The 22,217-nt window shown below is 69.0% G+C and carries 20 protein-coding genes; 10 read left to right on the top strand and 10 right to left on the bottom strand.

Features of this window, described 5'->3' with window-relative positions:
• Window positions 1–3: 3 nt before the first annotated feature.
• The 5 genes from AC3A6B_RS13575 to AC3A6B_RS13555 form a co-directional block, all read right to left on the bottom strand.
• Window positions 4–180 carry a hypothetical protein gene (locus AC3A6B_RS13575; RefSeq protein WP_214700226.1) on the bottom strand — a complete coding sequence of 59 codons (177 nt, stop codon included), beginning with the start codon at window positions 178–180 and terminating at the stop codon, window positions 4–6.
• Window positions 181–301: 121 nt separating this feature from the next.
• Window positions 302–1,108: a PPK2 family polyphosphate kinase gene (locus tag AC3A6B_RS13570; RefSeq protein ID WP_487837211.1), complete on the bottom strand. Its 807-nt coding sequence runs from the start codon at window positions 1,106–1,108 to the stop codon at window positions 302–304.
• Between the two features lie 49 nt (window positions 1,109–1,157).
• Complete coding sequence (locus AC3A6B_RS13565; protein WP_093109148.1) at window positions 1,158–1,583, bottom strand: RNA-binding S4 domain-containing protein; 426 nt, start codon at window positions 1,581–1,583, stop codon at window positions 1,158–1,160.
• 5 nt (window positions 1,584–1,588) lie between these two features.
• Complete coding sequence (locus AC3A6B_RS13560; protein WP_487837210.1) at window positions 1,589–3,001, bottom strand: sensor histidine kinase; 1,413 nt, start codon at window positions 2,999–3,001, stop codon at window positions 1,589–1,591.
• A complete protein-coding gene (locus AC3A6B_RS13555; protein ID WP_487837209.1) occupies window positions 2,998–3,678 on the bottom strand; it encodes a response regulator in 681 nt (226 codons plus the stop codon). The genes AC3A6B_RS13560 and AC3A6B_RS13555 overlap by 4 nt, the downstream gene beginning before the upstream one ends.
• 102 nt (window positions 3,679–3,780) lie before the next feature.
• Here AC3A6B_RS13555 and AC3A6B_RS13550 point away from each other — a divergent pair, with 102 nt between their 5' ends.
• The 10 genes from AC3A6B_RS13550 to AC3A6B_RS13505 all read left to right on the top strand — a co-directional run bounded on the left by AC3A6B_RS13550 (window position 3,781) and on the right by AC3A6B_RS13505 (window position 14,913).
• On the top strand, window positions 3,781–4,740 hold the full coding sequence (locus tag AC3A6B_RS13550) for a Bug family tripartite tricarboxylate transporter substrate binding protein (RefSeq protein WP_487837208.1): 960 nt from the start codon (window positions 3,781–3,783) through the stop codon (window positions 4,738–4,740).
• Between the two features lie 79 nt (window positions 4,741–4,819).
• On the top strand, window positions 4,820–5,380 hold the full coding sequence (locus AC3A6B_RS13545) for a tripartite tricarboxylate transporter TctB family protein (protein ID WP_487837207.1): 561 nt from the start codon (window positions 4,820–4,822) through the stop codon (window positions 5,378–5,380).
• 81 nt (window positions 5,381–5,461) lie between these two features.
• Entirely contained in the window at window positions 5,462–6,976 is a 1,515-nt protein-coding gene (locus AC3A6B_RS13540) for a tripartite tricarboxylate transporter permease (protein ID WP_487837206.1), read from the top strand.
• A gap of 100 nt (window positions 6,977–7,076) precedes the next feature.
• The gene (locus AC3A6B_RS13535) at window positions 7,077–8,588 is read left to right on the top strand and encodes an FAD-binding oxidoreductase (RefSeq protein WP_487837205.1); all 1,512 of its coding nucleotides are present in this window, start codon (window positions 7,077–7,079) and stop codon (window positions 8,586–8,588) included.
• A 21-nt stretch (window positions 8,589–8,609) separates the two neighbouring features.
• Window positions 8,610–11,825, top strand: a complete 3,216-nt coding sequence (locus AC3A6B_RS13530; RefSeq protein ID WP_487837204.1) for an adenylate/guanylate cyclase domain-containing protein — start codon at window positions 8,610–8,612, stop codon at window positions 11,823–11,825.
• Between the two features lie 45 nt (window positions 11,826–11,870).
• Window positions 11,871–12,113: a hypothetical protein gene (locus AC3A6B_RS13525; protein ID WP_487837203.1), complete on the top strand. Its 243-nt coding sequence runs from the start codon at window positions 11,871–11,873 to the stop codon at window positions 12,111–12,113.
• Window positions 12,110–12,517 (top strand): hypothetical protein, encoded by a 408-nt coding sequence (locus tag AC3A6B_RS13520; protein ID WP_487837202.1) that lies wholly within the window; start codon window positions 12,110–12,112, stop codon window positions 12,515–12,517. The genes AC3A6B_RS13525 and AC3A6B_RS13520 overlap by 4 nt, the downstream gene beginning before the upstream one ends.
• Window positions 12,518–12,546: 29 nt before the next feature.
• Window positions 12,547–13,617, top strand: a complete 1,071-nt coding sequence (locus AC3A6B_RS13515) for an alpha/beta fold hydrolase (protein ID WP_487837201.1) — start codon at window positions 12,547–12,549, stop codon at window positions 13,615–13,617.
• 142 nt (window positions 13,618–13,759) lie between these two features.
• Window positions 13,760–14,713: a hypothetical protein gene (locus tag AC3A6B_RS13510; RefSeq protein ID WP_487837200.1), complete on the top strand. Its 954-nt coding sequence runs from the start codon at window positions 13,760–13,762 to the stop codon at window positions 14,711–14,713.
• The gene (locus AC3A6B_RS13505) at window positions 14,710–14,913 is read left to right on the top strand and encodes a hypothetical protein (RefSeq protein ID WP_487837199.1); all 204 of its coding nucleotides are present in this window, start codon (window positions 14,710–14,712) and stop codon (window positions 14,911–14,913) included. The genes AC3A6B_RS13510 and AC3A6B_RS13505 overlap by 4 nt, the downstream gene beginning before the upstream one ends.
• Here the strand turns inward: AC3A6B_RS13505 and AC3A6B_RS13500 are convergent.
• The 5 genes from AC3A6B_RS13500 to AC3A6B_RS13480 all read right to left on the bottom strand — a co-directional run bounded on the left by AC3A6B_RS13500 (window position 14,910) and on the right by AC3A6B_RS13480 (window position 22,124).
• Window positions 14,910–15,269 (bottom strand): hypothetical protein, encoded by a 360-nt coding sequence (locus AC3A6B_RS13500; protein WP_487837198.1) that lies wholly within the window; start codon window positions 15,267–15,269, stop codon window positions 14,910–14,912. The genes AC3A6B_RS13505 and AC3A6B_RS13500 overlap by 4 nt on opposite strands.
• A 72-nt stretch (window positions 15,270–15,341) precedes the next feature.
• Complete coding sequence (locus tag AC3A6B_RS13495) at window positions 15,342–15,554, bottom strand: hypothetical protein (RefSeq protein WP_487837197.1); 213 nt, start codon at window positions 15,552–15,554, stop codon at window positions 15,342–15,344.
• An 803-nt stretch (window positions 15,555–16,357) separates the two neighbouring features.
• Window positions 16,358–19,486 (bottom strand): efflux RND transporter permease subunit, encoded by a 3,129-nt coding sequence (locus AC3A6B_RS13490; RefSeq protein ID WP_487837196.1) that lies wholly within the window; start codon window positions 19,484–19,486, stop codon window positions 16,358–16,360.
• Window positions 19,483–20,640, bottom strand: coding sequence for an efflux RND transporter periplasmic adaptor subunit (locus AC3A6B_RS13485; protein WP_487837195.1), 1,158 nt, complete (start codon window positions 20,638–20,640; stop codon window positions 19,483–19,485). Before AC3A6B_RS13485 ends, AC3A6B_RS13490 begins: the two co-directional genes overlap by 4 nt.
• Complete coding sequence (locus tag AC3A6B_RS13480; protein ID WP_487837194.1) at window positions 20,637–22,124, bottom strand: efflux transporter outer membrane subunit; 1,488 nt, start codon at window positions 22,122–22,124, stop codon at window positions 20,637–20,639. The genes AC3A6B_RS13485 and AC3A6B_RS13480 overlap by 4 nt, the downstream gene beginning before the upstream one ends.
• Window positions 22,125–22,217: the final 93 nt, after the last annotated feature.

Below are 22,217 nucleotides of genomic sequence, written 5' to 3'. Positions count from 1 at the left end.
GCATCAACGCGAGGGTGCGTCCTTGCAGTCGTCGAGCAAGGCGATCGACTGTTCGACCCGGTGCGCGATCTCGTCGTGCAGCGCCTTCGGTGCCCTGCTGGTTGCCGTGAGGAGGAGCATGCCGGTGCCCAGCGCCGCAAGAAGGCCCGTGAGCAGCTCCGAATAGGTCAAGACGTCCATCTTTTGTCCTTGGGGTTGGTGATGGCCCGGAATCGAGCGAGCGCGAAGTCTCCCACCGGGCCCACCGGCCTTCAATACGCCATTTGGGGGAGAAAAGCCGGCCGGGGCCCGTCGACAGGCCCTACTGGACGATCAGCCCGTCCAGGGCCGGGTCGGCGGGCGGCGCCTTGAGCTTCATTTCGCGCAGGGTCTTGACAAGCAGCTGCGCGATCATCAGGTTTCGGTGGCGCTTGCTGTCGGCCGGAATCACGTGCCAGGGCGCGTGGACGCTGGAGGTGGCGGCCAGCGCCTGTTCGTAGACACGCTGGTAGTCGTCCCACTTCTTGCGCGCGTCCAGGTCGCCCAGCTTGAACTTCCAGCGCTTGTCGGGTTCGTCGATGCGCGCCTGCAGGCGTTCGCGCTGCACGTCCTTGCTGATATGCAGCATGCACTTGACGATCACGGTGCCGGTCTCGGTGAGCAGGCGCTCGAAGTCGTTGATCTGCGCATGGCGGCGCCGGGTCTCGGCCTTGTCGATCCAGCCTTCGACCACCGGCACCAGCACGTCCTCGTAGTGGCTGCGGTTCCAGACCATGATCTCGCCGTTGCGCGGCACCACGGTGTGGCAGCGCCAGAGGAAGTCGCGCGCGCGTTCCTCCTCGCTCGGTGCCTTGAAGGCCGTCACCCGCACGCCGAGCGGCGAGGTGCGCGAGAACACCCAGCGGATGGTGCCGTCCTTCCCGCTGGTGTCCATGCCTTGCAGCACCAGCAGCAGCTTGCGCCGGCCCTCGGCATGCAGCAGGTTCTGCAGCTCGTCGAGTTCGACCGCCAGCGCTTCGAGCCGCTCGCGCTGCTTGTCCTCGTGTCCTTCGATGAAAGCCGTATCGGCGGAATCGATGGCGGCGAGCTTGAACTTGCTGCCGACGCGGTACTTCGTGAAGCTGGCCATGCGCAGGGGTTCCTTGCAAAAACAACGAGTCCGAGAGGGTACGCGATGTTCAGCTGTCGTCGGGGTCCAGCGATGCGCTCCAGCGGCTGTCCCAGTCGACGCGCCTCGCCTGGTCGAGCTCGCGCCGGTCGCGCTTGGTGGGTCGCCCCTGTTCGATGCTGAGCGCCGGCTCGCTGCCCATGCGGCGCTGCTCGCGCGCGGCCGCCTGCGCCGCCAGGCTCTCGGGCGTTTCTTCGTACAGCTGCTGCGCCACCGGCGCCGGGCCGCGCTGGCCGCTGAGGCCGCGCACCAGGACGATGCGCGTCAGCGCGCCGAGCCGCATCGCGACCGTGTCGCCCACCTTCACCTCGCGCGAAGCCTTGGCCACGTCGCCGTTGACCTGCACGCGGTTCTTTGCGATCTCTTCGGCCGCGAGCGAACGGGTCTTGAAGAAGCGTGCGGCCCAGAGCCACTTGTCGATGCGAAGTCGATCCATGTGCTTCAAGTATCGCGCGCCAGCGGGAGATGGACGACGGCATCCAAGCCGACATGCTGTCCGCCGGCTTCCCGGTTCTCGAGCGCGATGCGCCCGTCCAGCGCGAGCACGATTTCGCGGCAGATCGCCAGCCCGAGTCCGGAGCCGCTGACCAGGTCGCCGGCCGCAAAGGGCGCGAAGAGGCGCTGCCTCAATTCGTCGGAGACGCCAGGTCCGTCGTCGCGCACGCCGAACACTGCCATATCGCCCTCGGCGTGCACGCGCACCGCGAGCGCGCCGCCGTGGGGGCTGTGCTTGATGGCGTTGTGCAGCAGGTTGCGCGCCAGTTCCTGCAGCATCCAGCGGTGCGCGCGCACACACACCGGCGCGGCGTCGACCGAGAGCTCGAAGTCGAGCGCCTTGTCCGCCAGCAGCGGCGACACGTCGAGTGCGACCTGGCGCACCGCCTCGCCGAGCTCCAGCGTCACCGACTCGGGCTGCTGCCGCAGCTGCTCGACCTTGGCGAGCGAGAGCATCTGGTTCGCAAGCACGGTCGCGCGCTCCACCGTTTCGCCGATCTCGTCCAGCGCCTGTGCGGTCGGCACGTCGCCGCGGCGCGCCGACTGCACCTGGGCCTTGAGCACGGCCAGCGGCGTGCGCAGCTGGTGCGCGCTGTCGCGCACGAAGCGCTTCTGGTGGTCCAGCAAGCGCTGCAGCCGGCCCATGACGCGGGTGGTGGCGTCGACCATGGGGCGCAGCTCGCGCGGCGCATCGGGCGCGTCGATCGGCGAGAGGTCGTCGGCGGCCCGGGCCTCGATGGCTTCGCCCAGTTGGCGCACCGGCCGGGTCGCGCGCTGCACCACGAACACGGTGACCCCCGCGATCACCGCGAGCAGCACCAACTGGCGCCAGAGCATGTCAACGAGCAGCTTGCGCGCCAGCGTCTCGCGCAGCTCCAGCGTTTCGGCCACCTGCACCACGGCCATGCCGCGCCCGCGTGCGCTCGCCACCGGCTGCAACAGCACCGCCACGCGCACCGGCTGCTCGCGGAAGCGGGCGTCGTAGAAGTCGACCAGCGCCGCGTAGGGCGGACGGTCCGGCAGCTTGCCGCGCCAGAAGGGCAGCTCGGCAAAGCCCGAGATCATTTCGCCGTCCTGCGCCGACACGCGGTAGAACATGCGGCTCTGGTTGTCGGCCTCGAAGGCTTCGAGCGCGGAGTAGGGGACGATGGCGCGCAGCATCGCGGCCCCGTCGTAGCCCTCCACGTCGAGCTGCTCGCCGATGGTCTTGGCCGAGGCGAGCAGCGTGCGGTCGTAGGCGGTGGTCGCGGCGGCGAGGCTCTGGCGATAGAGGCTCACGCTGTTGATCACGATGAACAGCGCGACCGGCGCCAGGATGCCGACCAGCAGCCTGGCGCGCAGCGAGAAGGGCCGGATCATCGTTCTTCGCGCAGCAGATAGCCCAGGCCGCGCAGCGTCATCAGGGCGGCGCCGGTGCCCGCGAGCTTCTTGCGCAGCCGGTAGACGACCACCTCGATCGCTTCGTACTGCACGTCTGCCTCGCCGGGAAAGACCAGCTCGAACAGGCGCTCCTTGCTGACCGCATGGCCCGGCTTGACCATCAACGCCTTGAGCAGCGCGAGCTCGCGCGGCGTGAGCTCGAGCACCTGGGCACGGTGGTAGATCGCGCCGCTGTCGGCTTCGTAGCGCAGTCCGCCGACCTGCGGCAGCTGGGTCGCGGCCTCGGGCCCGGCGCTCTGGTGGCGCCGGTGCAGGGCGCGGATGCGCGCTTCGAGTTCGTCGAGATCGAAGGGCTTGGGCAGATAGTCGTCGGCGCCCGCGTTGAGGCCGACGATGCGGTCGCCGACCGTGCCGCGCGCGGTCAGGAGCAGGACCGGCGTGCGCAGGCCTTCGGCGCGCGCCCGGGCCAGCACCTGCAGGCCGTCGAGCGTGGGCAGGCTGAGGTCGAGCGCCACCACGTCGGGCTCGAGGGCGCGCCATTGCGCGAGCGCCTCGGCGCCGTCGCCGCAAAGACGCACGTCGATCATGCGGCGCCCGAGCGTGCGCTGCAGCGTGGTTTGCATCGACGGATCGTCTTCGACTAGCAGCAGCTTCATGGCCGGAATTTCGGTGTTTACCCCAGTGTGCCGGACAGCCAACTGACAGCGGGGCGGCGCATCATAGCGGGCGTTCAGCTTCCCAGATCCAAGGAGACATGCATGCGTCGAGATACCTTTCTGAAGTCCCTGGCCGCCGTGGCCGCCACCGGCGCCTTGCCGCTCTCGGCCTGGGCCGGCCCCAACGTCAAGATGATGATCCCGGCCAATCCGGGCGGCGGTTGGGACACCACGGGCCGGGCGCTGGGCAAGGCCATGACCGACAGCAAGCTGGCTGACACGGTCACCTACGACAACAAGGGCGGCGCCGCCGGCGCGCTGGGCCTGGCCCAATTCGTCAACGGCTCCAAGGGCGACCCGAACGCGCTGATGGTGATGGGCGCCGTGATGCTGGGCGGCATCATCACAGGCAAGCCGCCGGTCAACCTCTCGCAGGCCACGCCGATCGCGCGCATCACGAGCGAGTACAACGTGTTCGTGCTGCCGGCGAGCTCGCCGCTGAAGACCATGAAGGACGTGGTCGAGCAGCTCAAGAAGGACCCGGGCAGCGTCAAGTGGGGCGGTGGCTCGCGCGGCTCCACCGAGCACATCGCCGCGGCCATGATCGCGCAGAAGGTGGGCGTCGACCCGTCCAAGATCAACTATGTCGCCTTCCGCGGCGGCGGCGAGGCCACGGCGGCCATCCTGGGCGGCAACGTCACGGTCGGCGGCAGCGGCTACAGCGAGTTCGCCGAGTACATCAAGACGGGCAAGATGCGCGCCATCGCCGTCACCTCCGGCACGCGCCTGGCCGGCAGCACCGTGCCGACGCTCAAGGAGCAGGGCATCGACGTCGAGATCGGCAACTGGCGCGGCGTCTACGGCGCGCCCGGCATCACGGCCGAGCAGCGCAAGGCGCTGACCGATCTGGTGCTGGCCGCGATCAAGACGCCGACCTGGAACGAGGCCATGAAGAAGAATGACTGGACGCCGGCCGTCCTGTCGGGCGAAGCCTTCGCCAAGTTCGTGGACGACGAGTTCGCGAGCCTGCGCGCGACGATGATCAAGTCCGGCATGGTTTGAGCGCGCGCCTTCGCGAAAGCGCGGGAGCACGCCCGGCGGCGTGCTCCTTTCTTCCTTGACCAACGCGAGGTCCAGAACAATGTCCAACATCGACCCCCCATCGAGCGGATACGCGTCGCTCGAGCCCCAATCGCCGCCGCCCGCCCTCTGGCCGCAGACCCTGGTCGGCATCGGCATCCTCCTCGTCGGCCTCGCGCTCGCCTTCGGTGCGATCGGCATCTCGTCCGAGGCCGGCTACGGCGGCGTCGGTCCCAACTTCCTGCCCTGGCTGGTGGCGGTCGCGCTCACCGTGTGCGGCGCCTGGATGATCTGGGAATCGCGCACCGGCGGCTTCCGCGACATGGATGCGCCTACGGGCGCGGTGCAGGCCTACTGGAGCGGCTTCGCCTGGGTGACGGCCGGATTGCTGCTCAATGCGGCGCTGATCACCACCATCGGCTTCATCCTGAGCTGCACGATGTGCTACCTGCTGGCCGTGCAAGGCCTGCGGCGCGCCAATGGCCAGGCGGCCGTCAATGCGCCGCGCACCTGGATCACCGACATCGTGACCGGCCTGCTGATCTCCGCGCCGGTGTTCTGGCTCTTCACCAAGTTCCTGGCGATCAACCTGCCGGGCCTGACCACGACCGGCTGGTTTTGATGCGCCCCCACACTCACATTCGTTCGCGGCCCCCCGGGGGGGCGCAAGCCGTCCTTGGGGCGGCCCGGCGGGAGGCTTGACATGGAAATCTTCAATGCATTGATGCAGGGCTTCGCGCTCGCGATCACGCCCGTCAACCTGCTCTGGTGCCTGGTGGGCTGCGCCCTCGGCACAGCCGTCGGCGTGCTGCCCGGCATCGGCCCCGCGGTGGCAGTGGCGATGCTGCTGCCGATCACCGGCAAGGTCGACATCACGGCCTCGATGATCTTCTTCTCGGGCATCTACTACGGCGCCATGTACGGCGGTTCGACCACTTCCATCCTGCTCAACACGCCGGGCGAAACGGCGAGCATGGTGACCGCGATGGAAGGCAACAAGATGGCCAAGAGCGGCCGCGCCGGCGCAGCGCTGGCCACCGCCGCCATCGGCTCCTTCGTGGCCGGCAGCATCGCCACCGTGGTCGTCACGCTGTTCGCGCCCTTCGTGGCCGACTTCGCTGTCCAGCTCGGGCCGCCGGAGTACTTCCTCTTGATGGTGCTGGCCTTCACGACGGTGAGCGCGGTGCTGGGAAAAAGCACGCTGCGCGGCATGACGGCCCTCTTCATCGGCCTCGCGGCCGGCTGCATCGGGCTCGACCAGATCTCCGGACAGGGGCGCTACACCGGCGGCATTCCCGAACTGCTCGACGGCATCGAGATCGTCCTGGTCGCGGTCGGCCTGTTCGCGGTGGCCGAGGTGCTCTACGCGGTGCTCTACGAAGGCCGCGTGGTCGAAAGCCAGAACAAGCTGAGCCGCGTGCACATGACGGCGCGCGACTGGAAGCGCTCGATCCCGGCCTGGCTGCGCGGCACCGCGATCGGCGCACCCTTCGGCTGCATCCCGGCCGGCGGCACCGAGATCCCGACCTTCCTGAGCTACGCGACCGAGAAGAAGCTCGCCAAGGATCCGGACAGCAAGGCCGAGTTCGGCACCAAGGGCGCGATCGAAGGCGTGGCCGGCCCCGAAGCCGCCAACAACGCAACCGTGACGGCCGCGCTGATCCCGCTGCTGACGCTCGGCATCCCGACCTCGAACACCACGGCCATCTTGCTCGGCGCGTTCCAGAACTACGGCATCCAGCCCGGGCCGCAGCTCTTCACCACCTCGGCGGCGCTGGTGTGGGCGCTGATCGCATCGCTCTACATCGGCAACGTGATGCTGCTGGTGCTGAACCTGCCGATGGTCGGCCTGTGGGTCAAGCTGCTCAAGATCCCGAAGCCGCAGCTCTATGCCGGCATCTTGATCTTCGCGACGGTCGGTGCCTACGGCATGCGGCAGAGCGCCTTCGACCTGGTGCTGCTCTACGTCATCGGCGTGATCGGCGTTTTCATGCGGCGCTTCGACTTCCCGACCGCGCCGGTGGTGGTCGGCATGATCCTTGGCCCGCTCGCAGAAGCGCAACTGCGCAACGCGATGTCGATCGGCGAGGGCAGCGCGTCGGTGTTCTTCCAGCGGCCGATGTCCTTCGTGCTGATCGTGGTCATCCTGGCGGTGCTGGTCCTGCCGCGCGTCGCCAAGCGCATGAGCGACAGAAAGCTGCGCGCCGCGGCCGTCTGATCCCCGGCCCATCCCGCCTTCATGTGTGTGCGCGCGTAAGACGCAACACAAAAGGCCGACTATCGGACATGATTGCCGGCGTGTCACGCCGGGAACAGTCATGTACATCTGGCCATTCAAGATCGCAGCGGATGACGAGCAGGTCGCCCAGCCGGCCGAGGCGGCGACCGAGCACCGCGCCGGCGCCGGCTTGCCCGACGGACTGAGGCAGTTCCTTCTGCAGCGCCTGCCCCGGCACCGCGTCGTGCTGCCGGGCGACGCGAACTACTTCAAGGCACGCCGGACCTTCAATGAGCGCTTCAACAATCTTCGGCCCTGGGCGGTCATCCTCTGCGAGGTCGAAGAAGACCTGAGAGCCTGCCTCGAAGGGGTGCAGTCGTACAAGGTGCCGTTCCGGATCCGCGCGGGCGGGCATTCCTTCGCCGGTTTTTCCTCGATCGGCGACGGGATGGTCATCGATGTGAGCGGGTTCAACAAGGTCCAGGTCGACCCGGCCCGCCTCGAGGCGAGCGTCGGCGGCGGTTGCAAGATGAAAGCGCTGCAGCAGGGGCTCGGCGGGCTGCAACTGCCGATGGCCACCGACAAGGTCGGCGTGGGCGGCTACATGCAGGGCGGCGGCTTCGACGACAACTCCCGCACCTACGGGATGAATTCGGACAATGTGCTGGCGGTGCGGGTCATGCTCGCCGACGGCCGCGTCGTGCCTGCGAGCGAAACCGTCAACCATGATCTGTGGTGGGCGGTGCGCGGCGGCACGGGCGGCAACTTCGGCGTCCTGCTGGAGGTGCGGTACGCGCTGCATCGCGCGCCCGAGCAGCACGCCTGGTCTTTCTTTTGGCCGATCACGAAGCCGGCCGACCGCGCTTTGGCCGCCGAAGTCCTGGTGGCGCTGCAAAACGACGTGCTGCGCGGCGCCGGTCCGGAACTGAATGCAGCCGCCGAGCTGCGTCGCTGGCCGCAAGAGGATGCAGGCCCGCCGACGACCTTTGGCCTCCTGGTCGCAGGAACTTACTTCGGCCCCGAGGCCGCGATGCACGCGCTGCTCAGGCCGCTGGCGCAACTGGAGGGCCAGCGGAACTTCGTCCAGCCTGCTGCGAGCGCAGCGCCCATCCGGGTGCTGCGGCAGGCCCGCTTCGTGTCGGAACTGGGGTTGCCGGACTGGCAGACGCTGATCGACGATTTCGAGGCGCATGCCAATCTGAACTCGACGTTGACCCTGGCCGGATGGGGCGGCGCCATCAGCGCGTACCCAGTCGAGAAAAGCGCCTTCGTCCATCGCAGTGCCGCCTTCAACATCTACGTCACCGGTTTTTGGCAGGATGACCAGGAGGAACTGAAGATGCAGGCTTACCTGGCGCGCTGGCGCAGCTTTATCGCGCGGTTCTGGAACGGCGGCATCTACCAGAACTTCGCCGATGCCGACTGTCCCGACTACAGGTCGAGCTACTGGGGCGACGCGTTTCCGGCGCTGCTCGCGGTCAAGAGGAAATACGATCCGAATGGGCTGTTCAGGTTCGCGCAGGCGATCGAAGCCCGCCCCGGCGGACAGCCGCCGGCGGTGTGGCCGCCGACGGTCGTGGCCTGGTTGGACAAGCCCATCGAAGAAGCGTGATGGCGCGCGCAGGTCCGGGACATGATCAAGTGCAGGCACTGCCAGGCGCTCAATCCTGAGGGCGGCCGATTCTGCGAATTCTGCGGCGGCGCCCTGGAGGCCGTGTGCGCCGCTTGCGGCGCGGTCAACCGGCAGGCGGCGCGCTTCTGCGGCCAGTGCGGCGCTTCGATGGATGCCGGGCGCGTGCCGTCGCCCGGGTCCGCAGTCCCCGGCGAAGGCTCCCTGGCCGGGGAGGGTGAGCGCAAGCAGGTGACCGTGCTGTTCGCGGATATCCGCGGTTCGACGCAGCTTATCGAAGCGCTGGATCCCGAGGCGGCGATGGGCCAGCTGGACCCGACGTTGCAGGCCATGGCGACCGCGGTGACGCGCTTCGGCGGCGTGGTGAACTCCGTTCGGGGCGACGGCATCATGGCGCTGTTCGGGGTGCCCGTGGCCTGCGAGGACCATGCCGTGCGCGCCTGCCTGGCCGCCTGCGACATGATCGATGCCGCCCAGCGCCTGAACGATCCGAACATCTCGATCCGGGTCGGCATGGACAGCGGCGAGGTCGTGATCCGCCCGATCGGCAGCGACGCCTCCGACTACGAGGCCACAGGCGTCATCGCGCACCTGGCCAACCGGGTGGAGCAGCAGGCGACGCCGGGCAGCGCCTTCCTGACGGGCCGCACCGCGCGGCTGGCGCGCGGCCACGTCGATGTGGCTTCGTTGGGGCGCGTGCCGATCAAGGGACTCTCCGAGCCGCTGGACTTGTTCCAACTGCTGGCGGCCACCGCGCGGCCGACCTGGGAGGCGCGTTGCTCGGTGCATGCGCTGAACTCCTTCGTTGGGCGCGATGCCGAGCTTCACCAGTTGTCGGCGGCGCTGGAACGCGCGGCGCTGGGCTGCGGCCAGGTTGTCACGTTGGTGGCCGACGCCGGTTTCGGCAAATCCCGCCTCGCGCACGAGTTCCTGCGCGAGGCGCGCAGCGGCAGCTGGAATGTGCTGCGCGTCGCCGCGATGGCGCACACCACCGGTGGGCCGTATCACCTGGCAGCCGAACTGCTGCGCGCTCTGCTGGCGGTGGATGCGGGCGACGATCGCGCGGAGGTCGCGCGCAAGCTCACGCACACCCTGGCGCTGATCGATCCCGAGGGCCGCGTTGACCTGGCGCCGCTGCAATCGCTGCTGGATCTTCCGGTGCATGAGGAAGCATGGCCGAGGCTGGCGCCGCCGGTGCGCCGCAGCCGCTCGATCGCGGCGCTGCGCACCGTGGTTCTGCGTGAGGCCGCGCTGCATCCACTGATCCTGCTGGTCGAGGACTACCACTGGGCGGACCTGCCCAGCACCGAGGTGCTCGATGCAGTGGTCGAAGGCATGGGCGCGGCCCGGCTGTTGCTGCTGGTGACCACGCGCCCGGACCGCTATCCGCCATGGACGCGGCGCAGTTATTGCCTGCAGTTGCAGTTGCCCGCGCTGGAACCCGAAAGCGCAGGGGTCCTTCTGCGCGAATTGATCGGTCCTTCCAGCGACCTGGCCTCGCTGCGGCAGCAGATACTGGTCCAGGCCGGCGGCGTGCCGCTGTTCATCGAGGAGATCGCGCGCTCGCTGAACGAGAGCGGCGTGGTCGCGGGCCAGGACAGATCCCACGGACCGGCCGAGCGGCGCGACGAAGTCGTCATCCCGGCATCCGTGCAGGCCATCATTGCAGCGCGGATCGACCGGCTGCCGCCGCTGCGGCGCCGGCTGCTGCATGTGGCATCGGTGATCGGCAAGGACGTACCGCTCAATCTGCTGGAGGCGGTGGCCGGCCTGCCGCACGATCAGCTCGAGCGCGGAATCGCCGAGCTTCAGGCGGGCGAGTTTCTCTACGAACTCGACATCCCCTCGGGCCGCGAGTACACCTTCAGGCATGTCCTGATCCAGACGGTTGCGTACGAGGAGATGCTGCGCAAGACCCGCCGCGAGCTCCATGCCCGCGTCATGAGCGCGATGCAGACCCTGCTGGCGGATCGCCTCGGCGAATTGACGGAGCGCCTGGCCGAGCACGCGATGCGCGGCGAGGTCTGGGCTGCGGCCGTGACCTATTCGCTGCAGGCCGGCGACCGCGCGACGGGTCGGTGGGCGTGGCGGGAGGCGATCGGCTTTTACGATCGCGCGATCGAGGCGCTGACGCACCTGCCCGTGAACGAGGACACCGTCAAGACCTCGATCGAGGCGCGTCTGCGGCTGCGGGTGGCGCTACCGGGCGTGGCCGATCTGCCCCGCATCGCGCGCTGCCTGGACGAGGCCAGGAGCCTGGCGCTCACCGTGGGCGACCCGGCGCAGTTGGCCGAGATCGACACCAGCAAATGCCTCACCCTGACAAAGATGGGGCTGCTGGAGCAGGCGGTCGAGGCTGGCCGGCAGGGCTACGAGCGGTCGCGGGAACTGGGAGAGAAGGCGGCCTTCGTGAATGCGAGCTTTGCACTCGCCCAGGCCTGCTGGTACCAGGGTGAGTTCCGGCAGTCCGAAGACCTGCTGCTCGATCGCCTGGACGACCTGCGCGGGCCCTTGCGGCTGAAGAACACCGGCACCACGGGGACGGCCTCGGTGCTTGCGCTGGTCTGCCTGTCAAAAACCTACGCCATCACTGGACAGCACGAGAAGGCCGCCGCCAGCATCGCCGCGGCCCGCGCCATCGCACAGGAACTGGCCAAGCCCTTCGACCTCAGCTACAGCGGCGTGGGCAGCGGCTTCTGCCTGCTGCTGAGCGGCGACGCCCAGGGTGCCGTTGCGGAGCTCGAGGAGTCGCTGCGTCTTGCTCGCAGCGCCGACATCGCGTTGCTGATTCCTTCCTCCCAGCGCTACCTGGGCCGCGCTTACGCGCTGACCGGCCGCCTGCAGGAAGCGGAGGCCGTGCTCGATGACGCCATCGCGCGCACCACCACCGCGGGGCTGCTCGGCATGCGGCTGTGGTCGCGCGCCGCGCTGGCCCAAGTCCAGCTTCGCAATGCGCCCGGCGCGGCCGGCGAGACGCTGGCGACCACGCTCGAGCTCGCACGACGCTACGGCTTCAGACCGCTGCAGGCGCTCCTCATGCGTTTGCTGGGGAAGCTGTACGCGACGCACGGCGGGCAAGGCGCCCAGGCGGCGCTGGCCTGGTGCCGCCAGGCCATCCAGCTGGCCGACGAGTTGGGCATGGCGCCGGAGGCCGCGCAGGCACGGCGCGACCTGGCTGCAGCGCTTTCGCATATCGATCTGCGGACACCCATTGAGTAATGCGGTGATGTGAACTAATCTATTCGTCTTCACAAGGAGAATGCCATGGCGAAATCCAGTTCGAAGAGCGACGAAAAAGAACCATCCAAGAACAGATTCGTTGTCGACCTGGGAGCGATGGCGCTCAGCGAACCCGACCAGCGCGCCGTGGCAGCCGCGATCCAGGGCGCGGTGCTCGCACACCTTGCCGCGAGGCATCCCATTCCGCAGGACCAGGTGCAGCTGACTGCCCCAGGCGGCATCAAAGGCATGTTCCTGCCGGACCCGAAGCCCGGTCCCTACAAGTGAGCCCCGAGGCTGCAGGCGACCCGCTGTGTCCCAGCGCGCCGGCCGAGCCCGGCGCCTCGCTGTTCGGCGTGGTCGATGCGAAGGGGCGGGTCGTCCATCTGATCACGCCGCTCGTGGTCGACGACAACTTTGTCGAAGTGGCCCGCAGGACCGGCGCGCCGGAGCGACGCTTCCGCTTCTCTTCCCCGTGTCAGGAAGGACGCTGCGGCCATTGGGCGGGGCATCAGTGCGGGCTCATCGGCCAACTGCACAGCGCGGCAACGGATATGGGCTTGGCTGCTGACGAGGAGCGGCTGCCTCCCTGCGCTATCCGCGCCCAGTGCCGGTGGTGGCTGCAACGCGGCCGGCAGGCGTGCGGTGTCTGCTCGGTCGTGGTAACGGATCAGCGCATGCCTACAGCCTGAGCCGCTGGGTACGGCGCAGGGGTGATGCGATGCCGCTGAAACAGCAGATCCGCTTCTGCACCGCGCCCGACGGCGTGCGGATCGCTTACGCGACCAGCGGCAAGGGGCCGCCGCTGCTGAAGGTCGGCAACTGGCTTTCCCACCTCGAGTTCGACCTCACCAGCCCGGTGTGGGGCCACGTGCTGGAGATGCTGTCGTCCGAGCACACGCTGGTGCGCTACGACCAGCGCGGCACCGGCCTGTCGGACCGCGACGTCGAGCAGGTGAGCTTCGCGCTCTGGCTGCAGGACCTGGAGACCGTGATCGATGCCGCTGGTCTCGAACGCTTTCCGATGCTCGCGATCTCCCAGGGCGTCAGCCTGGCCATCGCCTACACGGCGCGCCATCCCGAGCGGGTGAGCCACCTGGTGCTGCAGGGCGGCTATGCGCGCGGGCGCAGGAAGCGCGGAGGCGGACGGCTGCTCGACGAGGAGGCCGAGACGCAGGCCAAGCTGATGGAGATCGGCTGGGGCCGCGCCGATGCCGCCTTCCGCCAGTTCTTCACGAGCCAGTTTCTGCCGGAAGGAACGCCCGAGCAGCATCAGTGGTTCAACGAGCTGGCACGCGTGTCGACCTCACCGGCCAATGCGGCGCGCACCTTGCGCGTCTTCGACAGCATCGACGTGTCGGACCTGCTTCCGCAGGTGCACTGCCCGACGCTGGTGCTGCATGCCACCGGCGATCTGCGCGTGCCTTTCGACGAGGGCCGCTTCATCGCGGGCGGCATCGCGCAAGCCCGCTTCGTGCCGTTGCACAGCGTGCACCACCTCATGCTCGCGCAGGACGCGGTCTGGCCGCAGTGGGTTGAGGAAGTGCGGGAGTTTCTCGGCGCCGCCGGCACCGCCGTGCAGGATCCGGCCATCGCGCGCCTGACCGCACGCGAGCGCGAGGTGCTGGAACTCATCGCGCAGGGCCGCGACAACGCCCAGGTGGCGGCGGCACTGCAGCTCAGCGAGAAGACCGTGCGCAACCACATCACCAGCATCTTCGCCAAGCTGGAAGTCGAGAACCGGCCGCAGGCGATCGTGCTGGCGCGCAACGCCGGCCTGGGCCGCGGCTGAGTCCGACCCCGGACCGTGGCCCCAGGCCCTGCGCTCGGCGCGGCCCGCCGAATGCGGTTTCCGGGACCGCCGCCTCATGGTCGCGAAACCCGCTTCTTCGAACAATAGGCTCACCCCACGACGAGTTCGAAAGGAGCACACCATGCAGTCCGCACCAGCCCTGTCGCCCGCAGCGGCATCCACGCCCCGCTATGCCCGTTGCATCGAGAACTCGAAGCGCATCCGCTGGGACATCGATCGCGACGTGATCCGCCGGCGCGAATTCGGCGCGGCCGACAAGTTCCTGCCCGACGGGCTGACGCTGCTGGAGGAGCGCCTCGCCTTCCTGAGCCCGGGCGAGCGGCGTTTCCTGAACCGCATCCAGGGCCGCACCTACGCCAATATGTTCGGCCTGCTCGAGCGCTTCGTCGGCGCCAAGATGCTGGAGGTGAGCCGCGACCACTGGCTCGGCGACCAGGTGGCGCTGGAGGCGCTGGTGCGCTTCACTGACGAGGAGCTCAAGCACCAGGAGCTGTTCCGCCGCATCGAAGGCCTGGCCGCGCGCTGCATGCCGGACGGCTACCTGTTCGTGCCCGAGCCCAACACGGTGGCGCAGTTCGTGCTCGGCAAGTGCACCTGGGCCGTGCTCGCGCTGACCTGCGACGTCGAGCTCGTCACGCAGGTGCACTACCGCGAGAGCATCGCCGTCGATGCCGAGATCTCGCCGCTGTTCAAGGACGTGTTCCTCTTCCACTGGAAGGAGGAGTCGCAGCATGCCGTGCTCGACGAGCTCGAGTGGCGGCGCGAGGACGCGAAGCTCACGCCGGAAGAACGCGATGCGGCCGTCGACGACCTCATCGCGCTGGTGGCCGGCGTCGACGGCCTGCTGCAGTTGCAGGCGCAGGCCGATTGCACCTACTTCATGGCCAACAAGCCGCAGGCCGGCGTGCTGGACGCGGGCGAGGTGGACACGGTCGGCAAGGCGCTGCTTGCGGCCTACCGCTGGCAGTACATCCACTCGGGTGCAGGCCAGGCGCGCTTCGGCGAACTGCTGACGGGCTTGATCACGCCGGCCCAGGGGCAACGCATCCAGGGCGCATTGGCAGGGCTGCAATGAATACCCTTCGGGCAAGGCTGGCGGCCAAGCTGGAAGCCTGGTCGCAGCGCAGGCATCGCGAAGAATTCGAGCAGCCGGGCAGCGCGGCGCTGCGCGATCTGGGGCTCTGCCGGTCGGAGTACAGCTCCTACCGGATCGAGTCGGCGTCGAAAGGGATCGTCGTGACGCGGCGCCGCGTGGTGCCGCGAAACATGGGCTAACGAGGCGCCGAGCGATCGGCCGGCGGCACGATGGTTGCGCGGCCGTCGCGCGATCGAACGGCATCGGAACCGCTGGAGGGCGGCGGCGCGCCGGCCGGGCCGACGATGGTGGCGCGGCCGTCGGCGGAGGGCGCCGTGACGTCCGCCGGCGGGCCGCCGAGGGCGCGGTCCAGCGCGTTGCCGGCGGCGCGAATGCAGGCTTCGCGCGCCGGCGCCGCCAGCGCGCCGCTGTTGCAGGCCGCTACCTCGCGTTCGTAGCGCTGCCGGGCCTGCGCTTCCTGCGCCACCGGCTGCGCCGCGGCGGCTGCCAGCAATGCCCCAAGGAACAGCGCTGCAGGGATCTGCTTCTGGCTCATGGCATCTTGCCTCCGTGTGTACACGATGGCCTGATGCTGCCATGTTCGAAGCAGCACTGCCGGCGTCCTCGGTTAGGCGTCGGTCGCTGCTTCAACCTCGGCCGCACCCTTGCCGGCGCGCCGCTTGCCCGGTACGTACGTCGGAATGACTTCGTCGATGTCCTGATAGACGTGGAACTGCACCTTGGTCGGATCGACGAGCGCACTGGTTCTTACGCGATCCCTTGCGACGGGGCCGCCCACGATGCGCATGAGCACCGACGTTGCGGCGTTGATGCCCGACATCATGGGCGCCTTCGCACCATCCGCCCTGGAAGCTGACACTGTGTCCCGCCACGTAGACACGCTGATAGGGCTGGGGCGGCGCCGATACGTTGGAGGGGCCGAACCAGGCAACGGTGTACTGGAAGGCCAGGCTGGCCGTGTAGTACTGGTCACCGGGATTGTCCAGCTTGAAGGCCCTGTACATGTAGTTCGTGTCCTGCCAATCGATGACGAGATAGTCCGGGTTGGCAAGACTATCCTGCATGGCCTTCGAAATTTGCAGGGAGTAGTCCGGGAACCGCGGGTCGTTGCGCGACGAGCCGGCATACGTATTGGCGTAGGTCCGCAAACGCGGCAGCGGTTCCAGCGCCATGACCTTGATCGACTCGTTGCCCCAGCAGCGCCGCGTAGTCAAACACGAACGTGTCGGGAAAGCGCCGGTACCCGCGATTGATTGTTGAGAGCTTGACGGGATCCACCTGCACTGCGTGCCGACTCGTCCAACCACCGAAACCTGCCATGCTCGGAATCATGTGTACACCCCATGTGCGTTAAGGAAGCGAGAGTTGGCTCTGCTTGTTCGCGTCCGGGATGCGTAGATCCAGTCGAATCGCTCACAGGTGCAGAGTTGCTTGTGGGCGCGACAGCCATTGGTGTACGCCCGAAATCATTCTTGGGCGGCGGTTTGCAAGGCTGTCAAAAAAGTCACAAAAAGACAGATTTGGTGCTACTGGTCCAGGCGCGACATTGCGATGGGGCAAGCCCTTCGCATCGAGCCAACGCGGTGGCTCCAGGCGCGCACCGCAGCGCGCGCCGCTGCCCTGTCAGCGGGCGGCGGCCTGTTCGCCGGCGAGCGGCGGCGCCCCTTCCGGCGCATCGGCCGGGTCGGGCGCCCGGCCGCGGATGCGCGCGACCGTGCGCTTGATCCAGTGCTCGATGTCGTCGATGTAGGTGAACACGGCCGGCACCACCAGCAGGCTCAGCACGGTGGAAGTGATGAGGCCGCCGATCACCGCCATCGCCATCGGCGCGCGGAAGCTGGAATCGGCCGCGCTCAGGCCGAAGGCGATCGGCGCCATGCCTGCGCCCATGGCGAGCGTGGTCATGATGATCGGCCGCGCGCGCTTGTGGCAGGCATCGCGCAACGCGTCCCAGCGGCTCATGCCGTGGTCGCGGCGCGCGACGATCGCGTACTCGACGAGCAGGATCGAGTTCTTGGTCGCCACGCCCATCAGCATGATGAAGCCGATCATCGAAGGCATCGAGAGCGCCTTCTGGCCGATCAAGAGGCCGAGGAAGGCGCCGCCGAGCGCCAGCGGCAGCGCGCACAGGATGGTGACCGGGTGCAGGAAGTCCTTGAACAGCAGCACCAGCACGATGTAGATGCACAGCACGCCGGTCAGCATCGCCAGGCCGAAGCTCGCGAACAGCTCGCTCATCATCTCGGCATCGCCGACCTCGGCCACCCGCACGCCGGGCGGCAGGTTCTGGATCGAGGGCAGTTTCATCGCCGCGGTCTTCGCATCGCCCAGGCCGACGCCGGAGAGCTCGATCTCGAAGTTGACGTTGCGCGAGCGGTCGTAGCGGTCGATCACGGCCGGGCCGCCTTCCATGGTCAGCGCGGCGACCTGGCTCAGCATCACGGGGCCGTTCTTGCCGGGCACGGTGAGCCGTTCTAGCAGCGCGAGGTTCTGGCGCGCCGAGTCCTCGAGCTTGACCACGATCGGCACCTGGCGCTGCGCCAGGTTGAGCTTGGGCAGCGCCTGGTCGTAGTCGCCCAGCGTCGCGACGCGCAGCGTCTCGGCGATGGCCGAACTGGTGACGCCCAGGTCGGCCGCACGCGCGAAGTTCGGGCGCACCGCGATCTCGGGCCGGATCAGGCTTGCGGTGGACGTTATGTTGCCGAGGCCCGGAATGGTGCGCAGGTCCTTTTCGACCGCGCGCGCCGCGCTGGTGAGCGCTGCCGGGTCCTCGCCGGTCAGCACCAGGATGTATTTCTCGCCGGAGCCGCCCAGGCCCACGGTGCTGCGCACGCCGGGCAGGGTTTCGAGGGCCTTGCGGATCTCGTTCTCGATGCCCTGCTTGCGCGGCCGGTCGCCGCGGTCCGCCAGCTTGATGGTGAGCGTGGCCTTGCGCGTCTCCGGCGTGCCGAAATTGGCAAAGGGATCGCCGCCCGCGCTGCCGCCGCCCACGGTGGTGTAGACGCTCTTTACGTGCTCGACCGCCATCACGCGCTGCCGCGTCTCCTCGGCCATCGCCATGGTCTGGGCCAGCGTGGCACCCGGCGCGAGCGACAGGTAGACCTGGGTCTGCGAGTTGTCGTCGGGCGGGATGAAGCCGGTCTTCAGCAGCGGGATCATCGCCACCGAGCCGAAGAAGAAGAGGGTGGCCAGCACCATGGTGGTGAAGCGGTGCCTGAGGCTGCGCTCGGCCAGGCGCATGTAGAAGGCGAGCCAGCGCGGCTCCTTCTCGGCGCCGACGAGAGGCTTCAGGATGTAAGCCGCCATCATCGGCGTCAGCATCCGCGCCACCACCAGCGAGGCGAACACCGCGAGCGAGGCGGTCCAGCCGAACTGCTTGAAGAACTTGCCGGCCACGCCGCTCATGAAGGCGGTGGGCAGGAACACCGCGATCAGCGTGAAGGTGGTGGCGATCACCGCCAGGCCGATCTCGTCGGCCGCCTCCATCGCGGCCTGGTAGGGGCTCTTGCCCATGCGCAGGTGGCGCACGATGTTCTCGACCTCCACGATCGCGTCGTCCACCAGGATGCCGACCACCAGCGAGAGCGCCAGCAGCGTGACGACGTTGATCGAGAAGCCCAGCAAGTACATGCCGATGAAGGCCGGGATCGCCGACATCGGCAGCGCGACGGCCGAGACGAAGGTGGCGCGCCAGTCGCGCAGGAACAGCCACACCACGATCACCGCGAGGATGGCGCCTTCGTACAGCAGATGCAGCGAGCCGTCGTACTCCTCCTGCACCGGCTCGACGAAGTTGAAGGCCTCGGTGAGCTCGATGTCGGGATGCTGCGCGCGCAGCTCGGCCAGCGCCTTCTGCACCGCGCCGCCGACCTCGACCTCGCTCGCGCCGCGGCTGCGCGCGACTTCGAAGCCGACCACCGGCTTGCCGTCCAGCAGCGCGGCGGCGCGCGGCTCGGCGATGGTGTCGGACACGCGCGCCACCTGATCGAGCCGGATGCGGCGGCCGTCCGAAAGCGGGATCTGCATGTCCGCCAACTCATCGGCCGAACGCACCGTGGCCAGCGTGCGCACCGGCTGCTCGCTGCCGCCGAGGTCGGTGCGGCCGCCCGCGCTTTCGGTCTGTACCTGGCGCAGCTGGCGCGAGATGTCGGCCGCGGTGGCGCCCAGCGCCTGCAGCTTGCCAGGATCGAGGTCGACGTGCACCTGGCGCGTGACGCCGCCCACGCGGTTGACCGCGCCGACGCCGCTGATAGCCAGCAGCTTCTTGGTGACGGTGTCGTCGACGAACCAGGAGAGCCCCTCCGGGTCCATGCGCGTGGAGGCGATCGTGAAGGCCAGCACCGGCTGGGCCGCGAAGTCCAGCTTGTTGATCACCGGGTCGCGCACGTCGGCCGGCAGGTCGGCGCGCACCTTCTGCACGGCCGAGCGCACGTCGTCGACCGCTTCCTGCACCGGCTTCTCGAGCCGGAACTCGACGATCAGCGTGGCCGCGCCGTCCTGCACCTTGGTCGTGATGTGCTTCAGGCCCTGCACGGTGGCGATCGAGTTCTCGAGCTTGCGCGCCACGTCGGTCTCGAGCTGCGAGGGGGCGGCGCCCGGCAGCGAGGCCGAGACGGTGACGGTCGGCAGGTCGATGTCGGGGAAGTTCTGCACCTTCATCGCGTTGAAGGACAGCATGCCCGCGAAGGTGAGCAGCACGAACAGCATCACCGCCGGGATCGGGTTGCGGATGGACCAGGCCGAGACGTTCATGAACGCTGCTCCTTGTTCGGCGCGGCATCCACCACCCGCACCAGGTCGCCGTCGTTCAGGAAGCCGGCGCCCTGGACCACGACGCGCGCATCGGGCGGCAGCTTGGTCGTGATCTCCACGCGATCGCCGACGCGGCGGCCGGTCTCGACCTTGAGCTGCGCGACGCGGTTGTCCGGCTGCAGCAAGAGCAGGTGGTTGAAGCCGTCGCGCGGCACGATCGAGGCCTGCGGCACGGTGAGCGCGCTGTTGCGGCCGAGCTGGAAATCGCCGCGCGCGAACATGCCGGCCTTGATGCCGGTGTTCTCCAGAACGTTGGGAATGTCGACATACACCAGCGCCGCGCGCGTCTGCGGATCGACCGTCGGCGCGATGCTGCGCACCTTGCCGCTGACCTGGGCGCCGCTGGCGCTGATGACGATGGCCGGCGTGCCGACCGCGACCCGGCTCAGCTCGGCCGAGGTCACTTCGGCGCGCCATTCGAGCCGGCCCTGGCGGATCAGCCGGAACAGCTCGGTGCCGGCACTGAGCACGCTGCCTACGGTGGCGGTGCGCGAGGAGATCACGCCGTCGTCGGGCGCCAGTACCTGCGTGTTGCGCCCCCGCACCTGCTGCGCCGCGAGCACCGCCTCTGCCGCCTCGACGCGGGCCTTGGCCGTCTGCTCGGTGGTTTGGTACTGGTTGATCTGCTGCTGGCTCAGCGCGCCGGTGGCCTGCAGCGTGCGCGCCCGCGCGGCGTTGCCGGCGGCATCGGCGGCGGTGGCCTTGGCCTCGGCCAGCGAGGCGCGTGCCTGCGCGACGTCGGCCTGCACGGTATCTTGCGAAAAGGTCGCGAGCACCTGGCCCTTCTTGACCACGTCGCCGACGTTGACGCGCACTTCGGCCAGGCGCAGGCCGTTGGATTCGGAGCCGATGCTGGCCTCCTGCCAGGCCGCGACATTGCCGTTGGCCGCGAGCGTGACGGTGAGTTCGCTGGCCTCGGGCTTGGCGACGGTCACGGTCAGCGCCGGCTTGGCCGGCGCGGCCGCGGCGTCCTTGGCCTTGGCAGCGCCGGCGCCCTCCGGCTTGCCGCGCGAGAACATGAACGCGGCGGCTGCGGCGAGCAGCACAAGCACGGCGAGCACGATGACGAGGGTGGAACGCTTCATTCTTTTCATGATTTCGACGTCTCGGTCGTTGGAGTCGTGGTTGTCGTTGCGGATCCAGGCCGGGTCCAGCCGCCGCCCATCGAGCGATAGAGCGCGACCCAGGCTTCGGCGCGCTCGCGCTGCAGCGAGACGCGCGCGGTCTGCGCCGCGAACAGCGTGCGCCGCGAATCCTCGAGTTCGAACAGGCTGGCCAGGCCGCTCTGGTAGCGCGCGCTGGTGGCGTCGAAGGAAGCCTGGTAGTTCTGCACTGCCGCATCGGCATCGCCGGCGCGCGCATCGGTGCTCTGCAGGTTGATCAGCGCTTCCTCGACCTCGCGCACCGCCTGGCGCACGTTGGAACGGTAGAGCGCGACGGCCTCGTCGTAGCGCGCCCGCGCGGCATCGACGTTGGCCGCGAGCGTGCCGCCGTCGAAGATCGGCACGTTGAGCGCGACCGGGCCGATGGTCCAGGTGTCCATGGTCTCGCGGATGCCGCTGGTGCGGATCTGCAGCCGGCCGATCGAGCCCTGCAGCGTGAGGCGCGGAAAGCGCTGCGCCAGCGCCGCGCCGGCGTCGGCGCTCGCCGCGGCCACGCCGAGCTCGGCCGAGTACACGTCGGGCCGCTGCGCGAGCGCCTCGGCCGGCACGCTGGCGACGGCCTGGACCGCCGGCAGCGGGCGGTCGACCGGCGCGGCATCGAGCTTGGCCTGCATCGTGCGCGCATCGATGCCGGTGAGCGACACCAGCGCCTGCTGCAGCAGCGCGCACTGCGCCCGCTGCTGCGTGAGGCGCGCCGACGCATCGGAGGCGCCGGCACGCGCGAGCGCGGCCTCGGCCGGGGCGGTGAAGCCGGCACGCATCGACAGGTCGGTCAGGCGCGCGGTTTCGGCGCGCGACTGCGTGTCCGACGTGGCCACCGCGAGCTGGCGCCGGCAGGCGCGCTCGCCGAGGTAGGTAGTGGCGGTCTCGGCCGCGACCGAGACCCGCGCTTCGTGCCACTTCGCATCGGCGCCGGCGAGCCGGGCCTGGCTGGCGTCGCGGCTGGCGCGCAGGCCGCCGAACAGGTCGATCTCCCAACTCGATTGCAGGCCGGCCTGGATCGTCGTGATCGGCGGGATCGCGGTGAGGCCGCTGCCGGTGCCAGTTCCGGTTTCAGTTCCGCCGAAGCCGCTGGTGGGCGAGTTGCCGCGGCTGGCCGATACGCTGCCGGTGAGATTCGGCGCCAGTGCTGCGCCCGCAGATACGCGCGTCGCCCGCGCCTCGGCAATGCGCGCGGCCGCACTGGCCACGCTCGGGCTGGCGGCCTGGGCTGCATCGATCAGCTCGCCCAGCAGCGGATCGTCGAGCTGGCGCCACCAGTCGGCCAGCACGGGCAGCGAGCCGCCGTGGGGCAGGGGGGTGTGCCATTGCGCGGGTGCCGGGGCCGCCACCTGCTCGGGCGGGCGCGGCAGCGCGCAGGCCGACAGCAGCAGGGGAAGCGCGAGCCAGAGCGCGGGAAGCCGGGAGGTCCTCATGAGAAAAGCGTTCCGCAAAAGTGGCGTGGCTGGCGAACCGATCGTTCGTCGCTGGGCCGGGGCGCAGCCGGGTGGGCCGTGCAAGGCGCGCAG

Source organism: Variovorax sp. Soil_C_33 (genome assembly GCF_057656935.1).
Note: the sequence above shows the minus strand (reverse complement) of the source record. Positions and strands in the feature narration are given on the sequence as shown.

Coding starts and splice junctions, on each gene's coding strand:
- AC3A6B_RS13575 (WP_214700226.1), bottom strand. CDS start 180: ATGGACGTCTTGACCTATTCGGAGCTGCTCACGGGCCTTCTTGCGGCG.
- AC3A6B_RS13570 (WP_487837211.1), bottom strand. CDS start 1,108: ATGGCCAGCTTCACGAAGTACCGCGTCGGCAGCAAGTTCAAGCTCGCC.
- AC3A6B_RS13565 (WP_093109148.1), bottom strand. CDS start 1,583: ATGGATCGACTTCGCATCGACAAGTGGCTCTGGGCCGCACGCTTCTTC.
- AC3A6B_RS13560 (WP_487837210.1), bottom strand. CDS start 3,001: ATGATCCGGCCCTTCTCGCTGCGCGCCAGGCTGCTGGTCGGCATCCTG.
- AC3A6B_RS13555 (WP_487837209.1), bottom strand. CDS start 3,678: ATGAAGCTGCTGCTAGTCGAAGACGATCCGTCGATGCAAACCACGCTG.
- AC3A6B_RS13550 (WP_487837208.1), top strand. CDS start 3,781: ATGCGTCGAGATACCTTTCTGAAGTCCCTGGCCGCCGTGGCCGCCACC.
- AC3A6B_RS13545 (WP_487837207.1), top strand. CDS start 4,820: ATGTCCAACATCGACCCCCCATCGAGCGGATACGCGTCGCTCGAGCCC.
- AC3A6B_RS13540 (WP_487837206.1), top strand. CDS start 5,462: ATGGAAATCTTCAATGCATTGATGCAGGGCTTCGCGCTCGCGATCACG.
- AC3A6B_RS13535 (WP_487837205.1), top strand. CDS start 7,077: ATGTACATCTGGCCATTCAAGATCGCAGCGGATGACGAGCAGGTCGCC.
- AC3A6B_RS13530 (WP_487837204.1), top strand. CDS start 8,610: ATGATCAAGTGCAGGCACTGCCAGGCGCTCAATCCTGAGGGCGGCCGA.
- AC3A6B_RS13525 (WP_487837203.1), top strand. CDS start 11,871: ATGGCGAAATCCAGTTCGAAGAGCGACGAAAAAGAACCATCCAAGAAC.
- AC3A6B_RS13515 (WP_487837201.1), top strand. CDS start 12,547: ATGCCGCTGAAACAGCAGATCCGCTTCTGCACCGCGCCCGACGGCGTG.
- AC3A6B_RS13510 (WP_487837200.1), top strand. CDS start 13,760: ATGCAGTCCGCACCAGCCCTGTCGCCCGCAGCGGCATCCACGCCCCGC.
- AC3A6B_RS13505 (WP_487837199.1), top strand. CDS start 14,710: ATGAATACCCTTCGGGCAAGGCTGGCGGCCAAGCTGGAAGCCTGGTCG.
- AC3A6B_RS13500 (WP_487837198.1), bottom strand. CDS start 15,269: ATGAGCCAGAAGCAGATCCCTGCAGCGCTGTTCCTTGGGGCATTGCTG.
- AC3A6B_RS13495 (WP_487837197.1), bottom strand. CDS start 15,554: ATGTCGGGCATCAACGCCGCAACGTCGGTGCTCATGCGCATCGTGGGC.
- AC3A6B_RS13490 (WP_487837196.1), bottom strand. CDS start 19,486: ATGAACGTCTCGGCCTGGTCCATCCGCAACCCGATCCCGGCGGTGATG.
- AC3A6B_RS13485 (WP_487837195.1), bottom strand. CDS start 20,640: ATGAAAAGAATGAAGCGTTCCACCCTCGTCATCGTGCTCGCCGTGCTT.
- AC3A6B_RS13480 (WP_487837194.1), bottom strand. CDS start 22,124: ATGAGGACCTCCCGGCTTCCCGCGCTCTGGCTCGCGCTTCCCCTGCTG.